Annotated in this window: 19 protein-coding genes; all 19 read right to left on the reverse strand. The window is 59.6% G+C overall.

The window, feature by feature from the left end; all coding sequences use genetic code 11:
* Positions 1-9 precede the first annotated feature (9 nt).
* The 19 genes from icmH to tssA all read right to left on the reverse strand — a co-directional run bounded on the left by icmH (position 10) and on the right by tssA (position 17942).
* Positions 10-885, reverse strand: a complete 876-nt coding sequence (gene icmH / locus ACYZT6_RS26630; protein ID WP_461977899.1) for a type IVB secretion system protein IcmH/DotU — start codon at positions 883-885, stop codon at positions 10-12.
* Between the two features lie 5 nt (positions 886-890).
* Complete coding sequence (gene tssK / locus ACYZT6_RS26635; protein ID WP_462029267.1) at positions 891-2222, reverse strand: type VI secretion system baseplate subunit TssK; 1332 nt, start codon at positions 2220-2222, stop codon at positions 891-893.
* Between the two features lie 2 nt (positions 2223-2224).
* A complete protein-coding gene (gene tssJ, locus ACYZT6_RS26640; protein WP_462029268.1) occupies positions 2225-2725 on the reverse strand; it encodes a type VI secretion system lipoprotein TssJ in 501 nt (166 codons plus the stop codon).
* Positions 2726-2730: 5 nt separating this feature from the next.
* Positions 2731-3927: a type VI secretion system-associated FHA domain protein TagH gene (gene tagH / locus ACYZT6_RS26645; protein WP_462029269.1), complete on the reverse strand. Its 1197-nt coding sequence runs from the start codon at positions 3925-3927 to the stop codon at positions 2731-2733.
* 17 nt (positions 3928-3944) lie between these two features.
* Positions 3945-4085 (reverse strand): type VI secretion protein, encoded by a 141-nt coding sequence (locus ACYZT6_RS26650; RefSeq protein WP_092276060.1) that lies wholly within the window; start codon positions 4083-4085, stop codon positions 3945-3947.
* Positions 4086-4364: 279 nt separating this feature from the next.
* Positions 4365-5882, reverse strand: coding sequence for a sigma-54 interaction domain-containing protein (locus ACYZT6_RS26655; RefSeq protein ID WP_461977903.1), 1518 nt, complete (start codon positions 5880-5882; stop codon positions 4365-4367).
* A 10-nt stretch (positions 5883-5892) separates the two neighbouring features.
* Entirely contained in the window at positions 5893-8541 is a 2649-nt protein-coding gene (gene tssH, locus ACYZT6_RS26660; protein WP_462029270.1) for a type VI secretion system ATPase TssH, read from the reverse strand.
* Positions 8542-8554: 13 nt separating this feature from the next.
* Positions 8555-9562, reverse strand: coding sequence for a type VI secretion system baseplate subunit TssG (gene tssG / locus ACYZT6_RS26665; protein ID WP_438658815.1), 1008 nt, complete (start codon positions 9560-9562; stop codon positions 8555-8557).
* Entirely contained in the window at positions 9526-11313 is a 1788-nt protein-coding gene (gene tssF / locus ACYZT6_RS26670; RefSeq protein WP_462029271.1) for a type VI secretion system baseplate subunit TssF, read from the reverse strand. The genes tssG and tssF overlap by 37 nt, the downstream gene beginning before the upstream one ends.
* A gap of 63 nt (positions 11314-11376) precedes the next feature.
* Positions 11377-11589 carry a hypothetical protein gene (locus tag ACYZT6_RS26675; RefSeq protein WP_462029272.1) on the reverse strand — a complete coding sequence of 71 codons (213 nt, stop codon included), beginning with the start codon at positions 11587-11589 and terminating at the stop codon, positions 11377-11379.
* Entirely contained in the window at positions 11586-11747 is a 162-nt protein-coding gene (locus ACYZT6_RS26680; protein ID WP_462029273.1) for a hypothetical protein, read from the reverse strand. Before ACYZT6_RS26680 ends, ACYZT6_RS26675 begins: the two co-directional genes overlap by 4 nt.
* A complete protein-coding gene (locus ACYZT6_RS26685; RefSeq protein WP_462029274.1) occupies positions 11744-11962 on the reverse strand; it encodes a hypothetical protein in 219 nt (72 codons plus the stop codon). Before ACYZT6_RS26685 ends, ACYZT6_RS26680 begins: the two co-directional genes overlap by 4 nt.
* Before the next feature lie 5 nt (positions 11963-11967).
* Positions 11968-12378, reverse strand: coding sequence for a hypothetical protein (locus ACYZT6_RS26690; protein WP_462029275.1), 411 nt, complete (start codon positions 12376-12378; stop codon positions 11968-11970).
* Positions 12379-12435: 57 nt separating this feature from the next.
* Positions 12436-13368: a DUF6402 family protein gene (locus ACYZT6_RS26695; RefSeq protein ID WP_462029276.1), complete on the reverse strand. Its 933-nt coding sequence runs from the start codon at positions 13366-13368 to the stop codon at positions 12436-12438.
* A 20-nt stretch (positions 13369-13388) separates the two neighbouring features.
* Entirely contained in the window at positions 13389-13913 is a 525-nt protein-coding gene (locus ACYZT6_RS26700) for a PAAR domain-containing protein (RefSeq protein WP_462029277.1), read from the reverse strand.
* A 10-nt stretch (positions 13914-13923) separates the two neighbouring features.
* A complete protein-coding gene (gene tssE / locus ACYZT6_RS26705; RefSeq protein ID WP_008150080.1) occupies positions 13924-14331 on the reverse strand; it encodes a type VI secretion system baseplate subunit TssE in 408 nt (135 codons plus the stop codon).
* A gap of 14 nt (positions 14332-14345) precedes the next feature.
* Entirely contained in the window at positions 14346-15821 is a 1476-nt protein-coding gene (gene tssC / locus ACYZT6_RS26710) for a type VI secretion system contractile sheath large subunit (protein ID WP_109626782.1), read from the reverse strand.
* Between the two features lie 28 nt (positions 15822-15849).
* A complete protein-coding gene (gene tssB, locus ACYZT6_RS26715; RefSeq protein ID WP_010465292.1) occupies positions 15850-16353 on the reverse strand; it encodes a type VI secretion system contractile sheath small subunit in 504 nt (167 codons plus the stop codon).
* Between the two features lie 32 nt (positions 16354-16385).
* The gene (gene tssA, locus ACYZT6_RS26720; protein WP_462029278.1) at positions 16386-17942 is read right to left on the reverse strand and encodes a type VI secretion system protein TssA; all 1557 of its coding nucleotides are present in this window, start codon (positions 17940-17942) and stop codon (positions 16386-16388) included.
* Positions 17943-17984: the final 42 nt, after the last annotated feature.

Here is a 17984-nt window from a genome sequence, read left to right on the forward strand (position 1 = left end):
CGTCCCTGTTTACGGCTGCGACTGCGGCTGGACCGCGGCCGGATCTAGCTGCTGAAAAGGTTGCAGAACGGTTTCGCGTTGCTCGCCCAAGACCCAGGCGAAACCCGAATACATCACCACCAGGCAGACCACGGTGAACAGCACCACCATCCACGCCGGCACGATGCGCACCAGGCTGCGGCGCTGATCGTTCAAGCCTTCCCAATGCGGCGACAATTCGCGAGGCACGTCACCGCGCAACTGACGAATCTGGCGATACAAGGCGTCGCGGATGCCTTCGAGTTCGAGCATGCCGCGGGCTTGCACGCGGTACTTGCCTTCGAAACCGAGGGACAGGCACAGGTACATCAGCTCCAGCATCGGCAGGTGCTTGACCGGGTTTTTCGACAGGCGATCCAGCAGCTGGAAGAACTTCTCGCCACCGAAGGTTTCGTTGTGGAAGCTGCTGAGCAGGCTCATCTGCGACCACTCGCTTTCGTTGCCCCACGGCGTGGTCACGACGGCTTCGTCGACCACGGTGCAGAGCACGTAACGCGCGGCCATCACCTGGCTGCTTTCGGCGCCGTTGTGCAGCGCTCGCACTTCAAACAGTTTCAGCCCGGCGGTCAGTCGCTCGTTGAGCGCGTACATGTCTTCGCGGGTATCGCTGTGCTTGAGCCGCACCACTTCCGACAGCAGATCGGACGCGGCGGCCACCAGCGAATTGAGGCTGATATTGAAGGATTCCGCCGGGCGCAAACGCGCGGCGTAAATCATCCGTTCTTCGAGCTGCTCAAAACGCGGCGGTGCGGCGAAATCGGTGAGCGGACTCTGCGCCGGGCCGTGGCCCTGGCGGTCGAGCAGGACGGTTTTATCGTCCTGGTTATGTTCCATGTCCTTGATCATGTCGGTCAGTTCCTGATGGCCCAGAATTTCAGTTCAAGCTCGGCGAATTCGCCGGACACGTGGAACGCGAAGCCGCCGGAGCGCTCGAGTTGTGCCAGGTCTTCGGAACTGAGTTCGAGAATGAAATAGGTTTTGTTGGAGTGGAACGCGATCTGCCGCGGGGCCACCGGCAACGGTTTGACCTTGATGCCCGGCAGATGCAGGTTGACCAGTTGGCGGATGCGCTCCACCGGACCGACCTTGAGGTGCGCCGGCAAGCGGTGGCGCAGTTCTTCGGAATCGCAGTTGGCACTGGCCGCGAGCACGAACGAAGCCGAGCCCAGCAGTTTGTGGTCGTGCAACGGCGATACGATGATCCCGTACTGACGCGCTTGCAGGACCAGTTCGATGGCGTGCTGTTCGAGCACCATCGACAGCACCTGACGAATCGCTTCCATCAGTTTGCGGAAGCTCGCGCCCTGGTCGCTGTGCTGGTAACGGCTGTCCAGACGCGGGCGTTTGCTGTCGCTGGAGAACGTCGCCAGATCGCCGAGCATGGTCAACAGCGTGCGGTACAACTCTTCCGGGTGAACCTGCTCCAGGCCGAGGTAGTGGCGCAGCAGCAGTTCGGTGCGGTTGATCAGTTGCAGCATCATGAAGTCGCCGACTTCCGCGCCACCGACCTTGCCGTTGGAACGGATGCGCTCGGCGATGGTGTCGCCACGGTGGCCGAGCATGCTGATCACTTCTTTCAGGCACGACAGCAGGTAGCTGGAGGCATGCGCTTGAATGTAGGTCGGCACAAAGTCCGGATCGAGGCTGATCACGCCATCGGGCGTGGTGTCGAGCACGTCGCAGATCTTCAGCTTTACGTAGGCCTGGTCACTCTGCTGCTCGCCGAGCAACAGTTTGAAGTCCGGGCGGCCGCAGCTGACCTGGCTGGCGGAATCGTCGCCGGCGTTGGAGTCGGCGACTTCCGCTTCGTACGCGGTGTAGCGCGCCAGCACGTCGGATTGCTCTGGGCGGCGGGCCTCGATGTGGTTGCCGGTGACCAGCGGCAGCGCCAGGTAGATCGGCGTGTTGCCGGTGTTCGGCGGCACGTCGAGGGCCAGCGGCTCGGTGTTGCCGCCGAGTTCGAACAGGCTGCCGTCCGGCAGAATCCCCGAGGCTTGGCTGATCACCAGTTTGCCCATGTTGAGGAACTGCAAGTCGATGTCCAGGTTCAGGAAGCCCCAGGTGTAGCTGCCCAGCAACTGGGTGCGGGTCTTCATCTGGTGGTCGTAATAGCGGTCGTTATGCTGGAAGTGCTGCGGACGCAGCAGCATGCCTTCCTGCCAAATGACTTTATGGGAATTCATGTTCAGTCATCCGCCTTGGCGAGCGTTTCGTTGCTGTTGCGAATGCCGGCCTGATCGAGGGTCAGGTCTGCGTCGGTGACTTCCACCGGGGTGACTTGCACCGTGTAGCGCCATTTGGTTTCCGGCAGGTCACGGTAGGCGGCGAGGATGCCGACGTAGCGGCTGCCCTCCTCCACGCTGAGTTTCATTTCCACGGTTTCGCCCGGGCGCAGCTCGAGTTCTTCGCTGGCCACCAGGTCCGGGGCCAGGGATTCCTTGGCGCGCTCGTACAGGCTGAAGAAGTCAGCGTTCTCGAAGGTCACCGGGTGCTTGAGCTCGAACAGACGCACGACGATCGGCGACGGACGACCGTTGAGGTCCGGGTTCAGCTGATCGCTGGCGGTGAGCTTCAGGTTGAGTTTGGTGACGTGGGAATACGGCGACAGCGACGAGCAGCCGGCCAGCAGCACCAGGGCCGCGAACGCCGTCAGCGTCTTGAAAAAAGCGGTCGAGCAGCGAGACATGCGCATCATCCTTGGTGGTCGGTGTGAAGGGTGGAAATCAGGCGGATCTGTTCTTCGTAGGCCTGGGCAAAGTCGCGGGCCAGCAAGCGCTCGCTCCAGTCATCGTCCTGGCGCAGGGCCTGGTGATAACGACCGTACGCTCTCCAGCGGCTGCCGGACGTGGCCATGATCGGCTTGTTGTCGCGCTCGAAACGCAGGGTCAACTGCTCTGGCGAGAAGTGATCCAGTGTGCCGCGAACGGCGGCGCGGCTGGCGGTCAGCAAGGCCACCTGATGCGCCTGCAAATCACGGAACGAGCGAGAGATCGCTTGCTCGGCCGGCAACTGGCCCGGCTTGTTCGGCTGCAACAAAATGCCCAACGCTTCACCGGCATCGACGGCGAATTTCAGCGGGTTTTTGTGGGTGCCTTGAACAAGGGTCTGGGCCAGGCGCAGCTCGTTTTTCAGTTCACTGCGGGTGCGCAGGCTCTGCTGCAATCCGCCAACGCTCTGCTTGAGCAGGCGTGCCGCGTTCAGTGCCAGGGCTTCGCGGGCGTCGTGGTCGAGGCCTTTGAGGTCCACGCCTAGCGCCGCACCGAAGTGATCCCAGAAACCTTCGCTTTGACGCTCGACGGCTTTCGGCGCCGGAGCTGGCTCGGGCTCTGCCGGGGCATTGATCAGCTCCGGAACCATCAGGCTTTCCATGTCGATGCGGGCGTAGTCGGCGCGCTGACGGGTGTCTTCGATGGTCGTGCTCGGCGAGATCATCTCGTCGATTTCCGAGTACACGCGCTCTTGCTGATCGAGAGCGTTCAGCGGGTCGAGGTCGAGGAATGCGTCATCCGGGATGATGCTGCCCGCCGCTTGCGGACGGCCGACTTCCACGTCGAAGGTCGCCGGGTCGCGCACCAGCCGCGCACGGATCTCGAAATCACCCAGCACGTACACGCTGCCGTGCTCGATGCGCATCGCTTCGCCCTTGCGCAGGCGTGCGCCGCTTTCGCTGTCCTGAATACCGTTGCTGCTGGTATCGGTCAGGAAAAACGTGCCTTCGCGGTAGCTGATCACCGCGTGGTGGTTGGACAGATGACGCTTGCGATCAGGAATGATCCAGTCGCAATCCTCGCCCCGGCCAATCACGCCACCGGCCTGCTTGAAGGTCTTCTGGCACAAATCCGTGGGCACGAACTGCTTGGTGTTCAGCATTTCGAAAACCAGTTCCATGGTGATACTCCTTGCGGTCACTTGCCGCGATTGACCGCCTGCGGATCACCCAATGGGCGATAGGTGTTGTCGTTGAATTTGTAATTGCCGCTACAGCCGCCGAGGCCGCATAGAACGACGAGGGTCAGCAGGACGGCTTGCCAGTGACGAACAGGCATCAGAGGGTCTCCATGGATAGACAAAGCACAAAGCGCCGACCCGTTTGGGCGGCGCTATCGAAAGCAAATGAAAGAGGCTGGGAGGCTCTAACCCGGTGGTTAGAGCCGATTCCCTGTGGCGAGGGGGCTTGCCCCCGTTGGGTCGCGAAGCGGCCCCAAAACTGGCTACCGAATTTATTCAGGCAAACCGCGGCTACCGGACTGCGACTGCTGCGCAGCCGAACGGGGGCAAGCCCCCTCGCCACAGGGACCGCGTTCACCTCAGGAATTTGTTTTGGGTTAACCATCGAAATCACCCAAATTGATGTTCAGGCGCCCGAGGCGGTACAGCAGCGTGCGGCGTGGCAGGCCGAGTTCGCGGGCGGCGAGGGTCTGGTTGCCGTCGTTTTTGCGCAGGCAATCGAGCAGCAGGCTGCGTTCGACCTGCTCCAGGCGTTCGCGCAGGTTCAGGCTGTTGTCTTCCGGCATGGCTTCCATGCGCAGGGAGAAATGTTCGGCCAGCAACTCGCCGCCCTCGCACAGCAGAACGGCGCGTTCGACCAGGCCTTTGAGTTCGCGCACGTTGCCGGGGAAGGCATAACCGGACAGGTGATCCAGCGCTGCATCGGACCAACGCACCGCGTCCCGTTGCAAAAACGAGCAGGCTTTGTCGGCGAAGTGCCGGGCCAGGTCGAGGATGTCGCCTTCGCGCTGACGCAGGGCCGGCAACTCGATCGGGAATTGCGCGAGGCGGTAGTACAAGTCCTCACGGAATTTTCCTTCGCTGACCAGCACGGACAAATCCCGGTGCGTCGCGGCGATGATGCGCACGTCGATCTTGTGGGTGTCGTTGGACCCCAGCGGACGGATCTCGCCTTCCTGCAACACGCGCAACAGCTTGGCTTGCAGGGACAACGGCATGTCGCCGATTTCATCGAGCAACAAGGTGCCGCCATTGGCCGCGTCGAACAGCCCGGCACGGTCGCGATCAGCACCGGTGAACGCACCTTTGCGGTAGCCGAACAGCTCGCTTTCCAGCAGGTTCTCGGGGAACGCCGCGCAGTTCTGCACGATGAACGCCTGGGAACGGCGCGGGCCGCAGTCGTGAATGGCGCGTGCGACCACTTCCTTGCCGGTGCCGGTTTCGCCACGCAGCAACACGGTGTACGGGCTGTGCAGGACTTTGCTGATCAGCGAATAGGTCTGGCGCATGGCCTTGCTCTTGCCGATCAGGCCGTAACCGCTGGCGCTTGGGACACTGACCTTCATCGGTCGTACGTCACCGCTCGGCTGACGCAAACGCTGGAGCAAATGCAACTGGCCGAGCACGAACGAACCCAGTTGCCCGAGTGAATCGGCGAAGCCTTGCAGGTCGATGTGCCGGCGACTGGCGCACAGCAACAAGCCTTCGACGGCTTTCTGCTGATTGACCAGCGGCACGCACAACAGCGACTGCCAAGGCGTGGCCTGCGGCGGCAGGAAACTGGTTTCGTGCAGGCTGCCGCTCAACTCGCTGAGGCTCACCACGCGGTTCTGGCACAGGGCGAATTGCAGCAGTTGTTCACCGTTGTAATCCGCCGGCAGGCTCGCCGCTTCCCGCGGTTGCAGAATGCCATTGAGGCACTCGGCGTTCATCCCCAGACAGGTGTGAGTGGCGTCCAGCAGGTACAGCTGCGTCAATTCGCAACCACTGAGCTCGGCCAACCCGCGCACGAAGTCACCCAGCAGCGCAGCACCGTCCGCCGCGCGCGACAGGCTGGCGAACTGCGCCAGCAAGGCTTCGGCATAGACCAGTGGTTGCGGCACTTGAGTGAACATCACACCCACCTCAGGCGAACTCGCACGTCACACTGGCGCCGCCGTCGAGCGTCGCGTGGACACGCTTGAGGTTTTCACCGGTGGCCATCGCGTCGAGCAAGCGGTCGGCCACCAGCGGCAGCACGTGCAGGTCCAGCAAGTGGTCGATCAAACGCGCGCCGCTGTCGCTTTGGGTGCAGCGTTCGGCCAGGTGATCGACGAGGTCTTGCGAGTAGGTGAAATCCAGCTGACGACGGTTCAGGCGCTCGCCCAGACGACCGAGTTTGATTTCGATCAGCTCGCGCAGCACCGGGCCACCGACCGGGTAGTAAGGCACGACGCGCATCCGCGCCAGCAGCGCCGGTTTGAAGTGTTTGCTGAGCACCGGGCGAATGGTTTCTTCGAGGACTTCGGCTGATGGCCGTGCGCCGTTTTCACAGAGTTCGCTGATGCGGTCGCTGCCCAGGTTCGAGGTCATCAGGATCAGCGTGTTGCGGAAGTCGATCTCGCGCCCTTCGCCGTCGTTGGCCACGCCTTTGTCGAAGATTTGATAGAACAGGTTCAGCACGTCCGGATCAGCCTTTTCGACTTCATCCAGCAGGACGACCGAGTACGGCTTCTGGCGCACGGCTTCGGTGAGCATGCCGCCCTCGCCGTAACCCACGTAGCCCGGCGGCGCACCGATCAGGCGCGAGACGGTGTGCTTCTCCTGGAACTCGGACATGTTGATGGTGGTGATGAAACGATCCCCGCCGTACAGCAAGTCAGCTAGGGCCAGCGCGGTTTCGGTTTTGCCGACGCCGCTCGGGCCGACCAGCAGGAACACGCCGACCGGTGCATCCGGTTTGTTCAGGCCGGCAGCGGTGGCACGCATTGAACGGTCCAAGGCGTGAACGGCTTGTTCCTGACCACGGATGCGGGTGCGCAGGTCGGTGGCGAAGCTGGCGACCTTGGCGTTGTGTTCGCGGGCCAACTGCGCCAATGGCACGCCGGTCCAGGCGCTGATCACTTCGGCCACCAGACGCGGGCACACTTCGAAGCTCACCAGACGTTCTTTGACCTGAAGCTCGGTCAGCGCTTTGTGCGTTTCGTTGAGCGCGGCTTCCAGGGTTTCAACACTTTGCGCTTCGTCCACCGGCAGCGTTTCGATCACGGTGCCTTCGGCGTCTTCCTCAACCGTGACGGTCGGCTCGACGGCAGCCGCTTCGCGAGCCTTGGCCAATTGCTGGCGCAGGTCCAGCAGGCGTTCGGCCAACACTTTCTGTTCGGTCCACAGGGTTTCCAGTGCGACCATTTCCTCTTCGGCGGCGGCCAGGCGATCTTCCAAAGCATCCAGCGCTTCGTGATCGATCAGCAAACCGGCCTCGGCATCACGGCGCAGGGCCTGACGCTGACGTCCACCTTCAGCCAGTTCGCCGCGCAGGCGTTCGAGGCTTTCCGGGGCGGCGGCGAGGCTGATGCGAACGCGGGCGCAGGCAGTGTCGAGCACGTCGACGGCTTTGTCCGGCAGCTGACGGCCTGCGAGGTAACGCGCAGACAGTTCGGCCGCCGCCACCACCGCGTCATCGCGCAGGTAAATGCCGTGACTTTTCTCATAGACCTGAGCCAGGCCACGGAGGATGGTCACCGCTTCGCTAACGGTCGGTTCGTGCAGTTGCACCGGCTGGAAGCGGCGGGCCAGGGCCGGGTCTTTTTCGAAGTATTTTTTGTACTCCGCCCACGTGGTGGCGGCGATGGTGCGAAGCTCGCCACGGGCCAAGGCTGGTTTCAGCAAGTTGGCCGCATCGGAACCGCCGGCATTGCCGCCCGCGCCGATCAGCGTATGCGCTTCGTCGATGAACAGGATGATCGGTTTCGGCGAGGCTTTGACTTCGTCGATCACACCTTTGAGGCGGCGTTCGAATTCACCTTTGACGCTGGCGCCCGCCTGCAACAGGCCCATGTCCAGGGACAACAGCTCCACGCCTTTCAAGACCTGCGGCACTTCACCGGCGGCGATGCGCGAGGCCAAACCTTCGACGATGGCGGTTTTACCGACGCCGGCCTCACCGACCACAATCGGGTTGTTCTTGCGGCGACGGGCGAGGATGTCGACCATCTGCCGGATCGCGCCATCGCGGCACAGCACCGGGTCGAGTTTGCCGTCGCGCGCCTGTTGAGTGAGGTTATGCGTAAAGCGCTCCAGTAGCGACTCACCCGGTACTGCCGGTTTGCCGGTGGCCGGTTGTTCTTTCTGCGACAGGGCGAATTCTTTCAGGCGCTCGATATTCAGCTTGGACAGCAATGACTGGTAGCGGCTGCCGGCGTAGCGCATCGGGTTGCGCAGCAGCGCGAGGATCAACGCCGCCTGCTCAACCTGGCTCTGGCCCAGTTCAAGGTTGGCCACGAGCAACGCGTCTTGCAGCCATTGCACCAGTTCCGGGGCGAACACCGGGTTGCGCGAAGCGCTGTGCTCGACTCGCGATTGCAACGCGGCGCTCAGCTCACCGGCATCCACTTCGGCGTCTTGCAGCGCGCGTGCGAGCAGGCCTTGCGGGCGCTCCAGCAGGCCGAGCAACAAGTCTTCGACGAGGATTTTGCTGCCGCCACGGGCGACGCAGCGCTCGGCAGAACTTTCCAGATCACGACGGGTTTCGGCGTCCAGCGCCTGGATAAGTTGTTGCAGGTCTACGTTGATCATTGGTCATCTGTCCTTAATGAATTTTGCTGCCCAGGGTCACCACGCCGTCCGCTTTCTCGCGGCCCAGCCAACTGGTCCATCCCAGGCGACAGGCGTTTTGCTCACCGATGCGCAGTTCGCGGATTTCTTCCTGGCGCAACACCAGGCGAATGTCGTAATCGAGCGGGTCACGCAGGGTGAACCGCACCAGCGCGCACAGCGGCTGGTAGCCGAAACCGATCGGCAGGAATTCGTGGAAGCGTTGCCAGTCGAGTTCGCGGATGTGGATGCGGAATTTGCCGCTGCGGTCGCGCACGTGTTCGCCCAGCACCAGGTCTTCGCCAAGCAGGCTGTTGGCGCGGCCCAAACGATTGCGCTGTTCTTCGAGAATTTCCACACGGCGCTCGATGCACTGCTCGATGGTCAGTTCGGCGTGCTTGAAGTAGTAACGCAGCACCGCTTCGATCAGCGCCGCCGAGTGCGCCCGCAAGCTGAGCAGGCCGAGGTACGGCAGCAGGCGTTTCCAGTTCAGTTCCTGGGCCTTGCGGATCTCTTCGCCACCGAGGCCAATCAAGGCAAACAGCTGCGCCGAGAACGGGTCGAGGGCGCCGCTTTCGAAACTGGCGCGGTAACGGTACTTGCGCCAGATCGGCAGCATCAGCCGTTGCAGGCGATGGTGGAACAGGTCGAGGAAGTTGCGGGTCGGGTTGCCGTCTTCGCTGTCGCCCAGGGCCTGTTCACCGTAGAACGCCGGCAGCGGCGAACCGGAACCGACCAGGCCGATCAGGTTGAAACGCAGGCGCGCGCGCATCTGCCCGTGCTCGTGGAAAAACTCCACGCGATCGACGTCACTGCCAGGGAAACCCAGGCTCGGGTTGGCCTGGAATTCAAGCTGGTCGTACAGGTCGTCCTGGCTCAGGTGCGGGTGGGCCTCGCGCAGCCGGTCAACCACCAGCAGCACGGCCTGAAACAGCGAGTACTCGCGTATTCCTCGGGTCAGTCCGCTTAAAGAAGCGGCTGAAGGCCCATACGTGGTGTCCATTGGTACACCTCTCCCTGTGTGCTTTTTACCCGCAGCTCGTGGTACGAATTGAGACTGGCGTAAAGCGCGAAAAACTCGTTAAGAACCGAGGCGAAAACGAACAGGTCGCCCTCGCCGATATACCCTTCCGGGTCGATGGTCAGCTCAGTGCGCAACCCGCGAACCGGCAACCCTCGGTGCAACCGGTCGACGTGTTGGTGCTTGATTGACTTGAGCCCGCCCAGCAGGCGCTTGCTGACTTTTTCAGCGTGTTGGTCGTAGTAGCGCGGCAGGTCGTAGGTTTCGAGAATCACCTTCAACGCATTGACGTCGGCCAGGGACAGATAGTTAAGCGACATGTTGCTGATCAGCTTCCAGAGGAAGTCACGGTTCAGCGGTGGCGCGTAACTCGAGGTAGCCGGAGTGATGTTGCGGAAACTCAGGAACTCCGGCGTCTCTTCACAGGCCTGGCTGATGTCGCCGAGCTTGAGCTTTTTGGGCAGGTTCTGGTTGGTGCACATCAGCTCGATCGACAGGGTTTCGTGGGCTTCGGTGTGGCGAATGCCGAAGCTCAGGTAGGTGTCGAGGCCGTCGTGCAGCAGGGACGAACGCTGGCGGATGCTGTAATGCGGACGGCTGTTGGGCACGTCGAAACTCGGGTCGTGCTCGAACGATTCGAACGGCACGTATTCCTGATAACCGAGGCCGCCGGGCTTCCATCCCGTGACGGTTTCCACCGAGAACACGCCGCAGTTTTGCAGATCGAATTCGGCCGGCAGCAGCAGGTATTCGTCTTGCTTGCCGTCGAGGCGGATGGGCAGTGCGTCATGCTTGAACAGGTTCACGATCGGTGTGCAGTAGAGCTTCACGTTGTCCAGCGTCGGACGCATCCGCATGATGCCGCTCTTGCGGATGTCGAAGCGCAATTCTAGGCCGCGCATTTGCTTGAGCGTGTCTTCCGGCAAGGCCTTGAGCATGTCCAGACCGTTGACGTCGACGAACAGGAACTTGTCCTGGAAGGCGAAATATTCCTGCAAGTAGCGATAGCCACGGAAGGTGTTCAGCGGATACGGGATCAACGCTTCTTCTTCAGCAAAACCCACCGGCTGCACACGGTCGCCGGGCATCTTGAACGCCATCGGCATGCCGTTGACGCCATTGATGGGCTTGCCGGCGCCGTCCAGCGGGATCAGCTCGATGCCTTCCAAATTACGCAGCAGGCTGAGGTACAGCATCTGACTGATGTAACGCTCGCCCGCGAAGTGCAGACGCAGGCGGCTCAGCTCCAGCTCGCCGAGGTGACCGTCAGCGCTCATCTCCAGACGCAGGCTCAACAGCGAACCGTCGCCCTTCACCGAATAATTCAGCGCGGCCAGATCCAGCGGCAACACTTCGGTCGGGTAGCAAGTGCGGAAGCGGCAACGCACGTCATCAACCGGCACGCTCTCGACCGGCGTGTCGCGCTCGACCATCAACGCAGGCCCCGAACGCTTCAACGGATCGAACTGCAAAATGCTGAACGCCGGCAGCGGCCGCATGTAGTTGGGCCACAGCAGGTGCATCAGGGAATGGCTGAGTTCTGGCAGTTCATCATCGAGCTTCTGGCGCAGGCGCCCGGTCAGGAACGCGAAACCTTCCAGTAACCGCTCCACGTCCGGATCTCGCCCGGCTTGCCCGAGGAAAGGCGCCAACGCCGGGCTACGCTCGGCGAATCGACGACCTAACTGGCGAAGTGCGGTGAGTTCGCTTTGGTAGTAGTGGTTAAAGGACACGGGTTACCTGCCTGGTGTTGAATTCTGGTGAGCTTGGTATGTGCTTCGACGCGGTCTTCATATTCATGCTGGCGGTTGATTCAAGAAGTAGGTGCCGATGCCGTGCATCACCGCAAAGCCCATGAAAGTGACGAATGTCAGCGTGCGGTGAAGCTTCGAGTTCCGGCTCGCAGCGCGCAGGCCTGTCAGGGCCAAAATCAGCGCCATACACGCGAAGCTTCCGAACAAGTCGCTGTCGGCCAAGCCGGTCAAATACATTTTCATTTCTGTATTCATGAACAGAACGTCCTGTAGAGCGCAACCGTCAGGCCTGAAACCGTGTAACCGGTGATTAGCAGGTAGGCGGCGACCAGCCAGTTGTTCAGGAACACGTATCCGACACACCCCACGGTATGGAAAAACAGGCACAGGAGCAGGCGGACACTTTTGTTCATGCCGGACTCAAATTCGCGTAATAGGAACCGACGAGTTCCATCACAACAACAGTCGTCAACACCACAAACGTCAGTGCGCGATGCAGCAGCGACTCTCGGAATCCACGACGAAGCCCGGTCAGAATCAGCACAAGACACAGCAATGCCAGAGCGCCAAACAAATTGCTGTCGGCTACAACGGCCAGGTAGCCCTCTATTTCACCGTTCACTAGCATGTCTGTCAGTTTTCCAAGTGCGTGTAAGGTGTATTGCTAATAAAGACATTCAACCAACTTTCTTCCCATTGCGGCATGGAAATGGTGAACGTCTTGTTTTTTCGATCGAAATAGATCCAAGTAATACCAACTTCGCCCTCATCTTCGAATGCGCGCATATCTAGCGACTGAGTATCATACAGTGGGGTTCGGTAGGTTTTTTTTGGATCCTGCGTATCTATGACTCTTAAATACGCCATTCCACCCAACATAAAAACTTTTCCAACACGCACATTTTCCATGACATAGCGGCCAGAAGGACTGACTTGAGTTGTGCTTGCAGGATACCCTAGCATTGCGTTAACACAATAAATCAGCAACGCAAGTGACGTCACCAAAACAAAGCTGAAACACCAAACCCATTTTTTATTAAACATATGCATTATTCTTAGCACCAAAACAAATCAAAACGCCAACCAAGCCATGGCTGCCCATCATTTATTCCAAACATTTATAACCGTGAGCGGAACAGACTCATACTGCACATCAGAAAGAACCTGAAAATCACCGCCCTTACCGAAGTCAGTTCGGTACTTCACAAAATGAGAGTTGGATATATAAAAATACCGTGATTCATCTAACTCTTTGAACATTTTTTGAGCGTCTTGTGGATTCAGAAACGGATTCGATGCCATATCCGACTTCATCTGCGCCATGCCTGCATTTGCTGCCGTTGCGTAGGCTGGGTTGGTTATACCATCAAAATTCCAGTAACCCAGCGGCTGACTAAAGTTGTCATCCGGTGCGTCATTGAAGTCGTAAGCATCTTCAACGTAAAACCCAATACGATCAGCAAAGAGCTGAACACTATCAACAGAAATAATTACCTTACCCTCTGGAAAAACACGGACGTTAAAGTTTGCAAGCGCTGCTCTGAGCTCATCGGTTTTTTCTATCAGCCCAAACTTAACTGCCCGATTGTTGCTGTATCCAAACTCCTCTACTTTTCTCGCACTGCCATCGAACTTAAACGGATAAACCCCAGGAGCCTTCCCAAGGTATTTCGTCTTAATTTTATCGCTTATATTTTTCTGTGCAGCAGGATTATTCCAAACAGACTTCAACTCTTTAATAACAGCTTTTGCCGGTTCGAATTGATTTAGCCATGCCATCTTTACGATGGTGTCCTCCACATAAGGGTCCTTAGGGAGAGCAACATGATCTTTAACCTCTTTACTCATCGCGCCGTCAACGGTTGGCCATGGCTTACCATTAAACCAGTGCCGCATAAGTTTTGCAGCGACGGGCCACTTCATCTTGTCCATGGCATCAGGGATATCTGTGATTTTAAATTGACGAACAGCTGCAGACTTACCAGCTTGATTACTGGCTGGTGTCAGACTTGAAGCTATTTTTGTATCCGCCATCTCAAAACCCCTTAATTACATTATCCAATTACAACTTCAGATTGCTGCTCAATAATCAGTTCATAGGGTTCAGCTTCCGATGACGAGATTTTCTGCGTCTTGCCGTCGGCGCCTGTGACACCACTGACTATTTTTCCCGAGGCTGTTTTGAAACTGTATGCAACTCCAGCCAACGGCTTCCCGGTGTCCTGGCAATTGATCACGTAGTGCTCGTTAAACGGCCATTTGATATCCACCGGCAACGGCGCCACAAACGGCACCGGCGAATGCGAATTGCCGATAATCACCGTCCCGGAACCGGCAGTGACTTTATTGCCATGCGTCCCCACTGAATCCACCGTCGCAGCCGGTTTGCCGTTGATCAAAACCGTCGTCGCCAACCCGCCCGACATCGCACCACCACACGCCGAGGCATCGCCTTGGCGGGCGGCCGCGAGGCCGTCGAAGAAGACGTCGCCGGAACCGGCGGCGATCGGGTTGGTGCCGTGGCCGGGGAGCGGGCAAGCGGTGGGGTCGGATACGCGGGCTGCTGGTTTGCCGGACATACGAATCTCCTTAGTTGACCTTGACTTGACCGCTGCCATCCAGGCGCGCGGCGAAACTGACCTGACGCTTGAAACCATCAACTTCCAGCAGGCCTTCGATGCTGAAGGACAGGCGAAGCTGATCGTGATCACGCGGCAGGGAGATGACACGCACATTGCTCAAGCGTGGCTCGTAGGCTTCGATGAAATTTTCGATGGCCAGACGGGCCTGACTCAGGGAGTCGTGCAGGCTCAGACGCATGTCATTGAGATCGGGTAGCCCGTAATCGGACAGCGTTTGCACGCTGCCCGCACGGGTGCTGAGCATCTTGGCCAGATGGGCAGCCACGGACGCCATGGCGGAGACCTCGCGGCTCCAGCCGACGCGTTTGTCCGCGTCGCCACCCAGGCGTTCGAAAAGGCTGCCGTATCCAGTCATGAGTTAGGCTCCGCTTACTCTTTGTCCAGCTTGCCAACCAGCGACAGGGTGAAATCGGCACCCATGTACTTGAAGTGCGGACGCACGTTCAGGCTGACGCGGTACCAGCCAGGCTCGCCTTCGACATCGCTGACGATGATCTGGGCAGCGCGCAGTGGACGACGGCCACGAACTTCGGCACTTGGGTTTTCCTGGTCGGCCACGTACTGGCGGATCCACTTGTTCAGTTCCAGCTCGAGGTCGGTACGTTCTTTCCACGAACCGAGTTGCTCGCGCTGCAGCACTTTCAAGTAGTGAGCCAGGCGGTTGACGATCATCATGTACGGCAGTTGGGTGCCGAGCTTGTAGTTCAGCTCTGCGGCCTTGCCTTCTGCGCTGATGCCGAAGAACTTCGGCTTCTGCACCGAGCTCGCGGAGAAGAACGCCGCGTTGTCGGAGCCTTTGCGCATGGTCAGGGAGATGAAGCCTTCCTCGGCCAGTTCGTATTCACGACGGTCGCTAACCAGAACTTCCGTAGGAATCTTGGTTTCGATTTCGCCCATGCTTTCGAAGTGGTGCAACGGCAGGTCTTCAACCGCGCCACCGCTCTGCGGGCCGATGATGTTCGGGCACCAGCGGAATTTGGCGAAGCTGTCGGTCAGCTTGGTGCCGAACGCGTAGGCGGTGTTGCCCCACAGGTAGTGCTCGTGGCTGTTGGCGACGGTTTCTTTGTACACGAACGATTTGACCGGGTTTTCTTCCGGGTCGTACGGGTTACGCAGCAGGAAACGCGGCACGGTCAGGCCAACGTAACGGGAGTCTTCCGACTGGCGGAAGCTCTGCCATTTGGCGAATTGCGGGCCTTCGAAGTGATCTTTCAGATCCTTCAGGTCCGGCAGACCGGTGAAGCTTTCCAGGCCGAAGAATTTCGGGCCGGCGGCAGCGATGAACGGCGCGTGGGACATGCAGGCAACGCTGGACACGTACTGCATCAGTTTCACGTCCGGCGAGCTTGGGGACATGAAGTAGTTGGCGATGATCGCGCCCACAGGCTGACCACCGAACTGGCCGTATTCAGCGGTGTAGATGTGCTTGTACAGACCCGATTGCATTACTTCCGGCGAATCGTCGAAATCGTCCAGCAGGTCTTCTTTGGAGACGTTGAGGATTTCGATCTTGATGTTTTCGCGGAAGTTGGTGCGGTCGACCAGCAACTGCAGGCCACGCCACGACGATTCCAGGGACTGGAAGTCAGGGTGGTGCAGGATTTCGTCCATCTGGCGGCTGAGCTTGGCATCGATCTCGGCGATCATGCGGTCAACCATGGCTTTCTTGACCGGCTCACCGTTGTTCTGCGGCTTGAGCAGTTCTTCGATGAAGGCCGACACACCGCGCTTGGCGATGTCGTAGGCTTCGTCGTCCGGCGTCAGGCGGGTCTCGGCGATGATGCTGTCGAGAATGCTGTATTCGCCGTTCTCTTTGCTCTTTTGCTGTGCTGCGCTAGTGCTCATTGTGTTGGCTTCCTTGGCTGATGGAGACTCAGGCGTCCTGGGCTGCGGCGTTCAGGCCCAGCTCACCCAGTACGCGACCGCGGGATTCGTCGTCGGCGAGAACGCCTTCGATGGCTTTGCGGAACGCAGGCGCGTTACCCAGCGGGCCTTTGAGGGCCACCAGCGCGTCGCGCAGTTCCATCAGTTTTTTCAGCTCGGGCACTTGCTCGACCAGCGAGGCCGGGTTGAAGTCCTTCATCGAGTTGACGCGCAGTTTCACGGCCAGTTCTTCAGTGTCACCTTCTTCCTGAAGACGGTTCGGCACGCTCAGTGTCAGGCTCAGCTCTTGCTTGGCCAGCACTTCGTCAAACGTCATCTTGTCGATGCTGATCGGCTTGCGATCTTCGACTTTGCGTTCGTCCTTGCGGTGGGTGTAGTCACCGATTGCCAGTAGTTTCAACGGCAGTTCGATCTCTTCCTGGGCACCACCGGTGGCAGGTTTGAAAGTGACGTTGATGCGTTCCTTGGGGGCTACCGAGCCTTCTTTGGCCATGGCTTTTCTCCTTGCGGTTGTGGCCCTGGGGCCTATTCGAGTACCACTTCGAGATCGAGGTGGCACAGCCTGCGATAAATCTCTTCCTTGCGTTCACGTACGGCATGGTTCTGCGGCAACAACTCGCAGCAGCTATGCAGTAAATGCAGCACTTCCAGCGCAAGATCGGGCTCCCAGGCGTTCAGGCCTGAGTCCTGTAATGTTTGGTCCAGTGTTTCGAGTTGGGTCTTGGCCAGTTCGTATTTCTTGGCCATGAAGCACAGCCGCGCGAGGGCGAACTGCCAGAAGAAACGCACGCGTCCGCCGTGGGCGCTTTGCAGGCCCTGCTTGAGAATCTGCACGGCGGCCTTGAGGCCGTCCTTGCGCAAAATCGGCAGGACTTCTTCGAGGGCCACTTCCCAGGCTGGCTGGGTGTCGGCGGCTTCGACCTTGCGCGGCGCGCTGGCGCTTTGCAGGTGCGGCATGACATTGGCGCTGATCCAGGCGCGGGTGGCCGGATCGGCGAACGGTGCGCCGTCGTGGAAACGCAATTCGACGATGCCGGGCAGGCGCTGAATCAAAAGCGCGAAGTGGATTTCCACTTCGCGCATTGCCATCTCGGCGTTCAGCCCCTGAAGGCATTCCCAGACCATTCGCTGGCCGTCGAACCAGAACGGCGCCTTCGCCAGGCTTGCCTCCAGTTCCACCAAAAGGTCGGCGTATTTGGCCTGATCGTAACGGTCCTGATAGGCCTTGAGCTTGTCGGCGGGCAAGCCGCGCAGCACGGTGATTTGCTCGGCGTTACGCTCAGGCACCGCGTCGATGGGCAGCCACAGCAGCGTGCGATTGAGGCGCAGGGCGCGCAGGTCGGTGGCTTTCTGCTTGAGCCACCAGGCACACAACGGACGGGCGCTTTCCTGCTGGGCGCGCAGGGCTTTGTGGGCTTCTTTTTCGTTGTCGATCGGCGCGCCAGGGGTGAACAGCTGAGTGGCGGCCTGCTTGACCTGGGCCACTGCGGCGCCCACCACACCAGGTTCCGGCTGGTTGTCGGCGGCGCGTTGCACCATGTTTTTCAGGCGGCGGGAGATCGGCAGCAGCAGCGGTGCGTCGTCGCCCAAGTGCTCGGTGCAAGCGGCATCGAGCCCTTCAAGGTGTTCGACCAGCCGCCGGAACATCGGCAACTGCTCTTTGATCGCGACGTTTTCGGTCAGTACTTGCTCGAGGCGCGGCACCAGCCAGCTGATCGCAGCGGAGCGGGTACGGGCCTTGTTCGGATGAACCTCGGCCCAATGGTTTTCGCACAGGTGGTGCAACAAACCGAGGCCGGCCAACAGGCCTTGAAAGGATTCACGCTGGTACAAGGCCCACGTCAACCAGGCGCCGACCCGCAAATCCTTGGACTGGGTACGCAGCAGGTTTTCGCTGTTTTCGCGGATTTTCAGCCAGTCGATCTGACCGCTTTCGTGCATGGACGAGGCTTTCGCCAGCTCGCTTTCCAATGCCTCATATTCGCTCGAAAAGCGAACGTCCTCGCCCGCGAAATTCTCTTTGGAAACAGAGGCTTTTGCGAGTTCAAGGTAATGAGCAGAAAGTTTGCTTGAGTAGGACATCCATGGCCTTTATTTAGGATTACGGTCGAACGCCAATTGCAG

The organism is Pseudomonas sp. RT6P73, assembly GCF_054897715.1.

What these genes read in the sequence shown, in the direction of transcription:
- tssB (WP_010465292.1), bottom strand. Translation starts at nt 16,353, where the DNA reads ATGGCCAAAGAAGGCTCGGTAGCCCCCAAGGAACGCATCAACGTCACT.
- tssJ (WP_462029268.1), bottom strand. Translation starts at nt 2,725, where the DNA reads ATGTCTCGCTGCTCGACCGCTTTTTTCAAGACGCTGACGGCGTTCGCG.
- tssC (WP_109626782.1), bottom strand. Translation starts at nt 15,821, where the DNA reads ATGAGCACTAGCGCAGCACAGCAAAAGAGCAAAGAGAACGGCGAATAC.
- tssG (WP_438658815.1), bottom strand. Translation starts at nt 9,562, where the DNA reads ATGGACACCACGTATGGGCCTTCAGCCGCTTCTTTAAGCGGACTGACC.
- ACYZT6_RS26650 (WP_092276060.1), bottom strand. Translation starts at nt 4,085, where the DNA reads ATGCCTGTTCGTCACTGGCAAGCCGTCCTGCTGACCCTCGTCGTTCTA.
- ACYZT6_RS26675 (WP_462029272.1), bottom strand. Translation starts at nt 11,589, where the DNA reads ATGAATACAGAAATGAAAATGTATTTGACCGGCTTGGCCGACAGCGAC.
- ACYZT6_RS26680 (WP_462029273.1), bottom strand. Translation starts at nt 11,747, where the DNA reads ATGAACAAAAGTGTCCGCCTGCTCCTGTGCCTGTTTTTCCATACCGTG.
- tssA (WP_462029278.1), bottom strand. Translation starts at nt 17,942, where the DNA reads ATGTCCTACTCAAGCAAACTTTCTGCTCATTACCTTGAACTCGCAAAA.
- ACYZT6_RS26690 (WP_462029275.1), bottom strand. Translation starts at nt 12,378, where the DNA reads ATGTTTAATAAAAAATGGGTTTGGTGTTTCAGCTTTGTTTTGGTGACG.
- ACYZT6_RS26695 (WP_462029276.1), bottom strand. Translation starts at nt 13,368, where the DNA reads ATGGCGGATACAAAAATAGCTTCAAGTCTGACACCAGCCAGTAATCAA.
- tagH (WP_462029269.1), bottom strand. Translation starts at nt 3,927, where the DNA reads ATGGAACTGGTTTTCGAAATGCTGAACACCAAGCAGTTCGTGCCCACG.
- ACYZT6_RS26655 (WP_461977903.1), bottom strand. Translation starts at nt 5,882, where the DNA reads ATGTTCACTCAAGTGCCGCAACCACTGGTCTATGCCGAAGCCTTGCTG.
- tssK (WP_462029267.1), bottom strand. Translation starts at nt 2,222, where the DNA reads ATGAATTCCCATAAAGTCATTTGGCAGGAAGGCATGCTGCTGCGTCCG.
- icmH (WP_461977899.1), bottom strand. Translation starts at nt 885, where the DNA reads ATGATCAAGGACATGGAACATAACCAGGACGATAAAACCGTCCTGCTC.
- tssE (WP_008150080.1), bottom strand. Translation starts at nt 14,331, where the DNA reads ATGACTGGATACGGCAGCCTTTTCGAACGCCTGGGTGGCGACGCGGAC.
- tssH (WP_462029270.1), bottom strand. Translation starts at nt 8,541, where the DNA reads ATGATCAACGTAGACCTGCAACAACTTATCCAGGCGCTGGACGCCGAA.
- ACYZT6_RS26685 (WP_462029274.1), bottom strand. Translation starts at nt 11,962, where the DNA reads ATGCTAGTGAACGGTGAAATAGAGGGCTACCTGGCCGTTGTAGCCGAC.
- ACYZT6_RS26700 (WP_462029277.1), bottom strand. Translation starts at nt 13,913, where the DNA reads ATGTCCGGCAAACCAGCAGCCCGCGTATCCGACCCCACCGCTTGCCCG.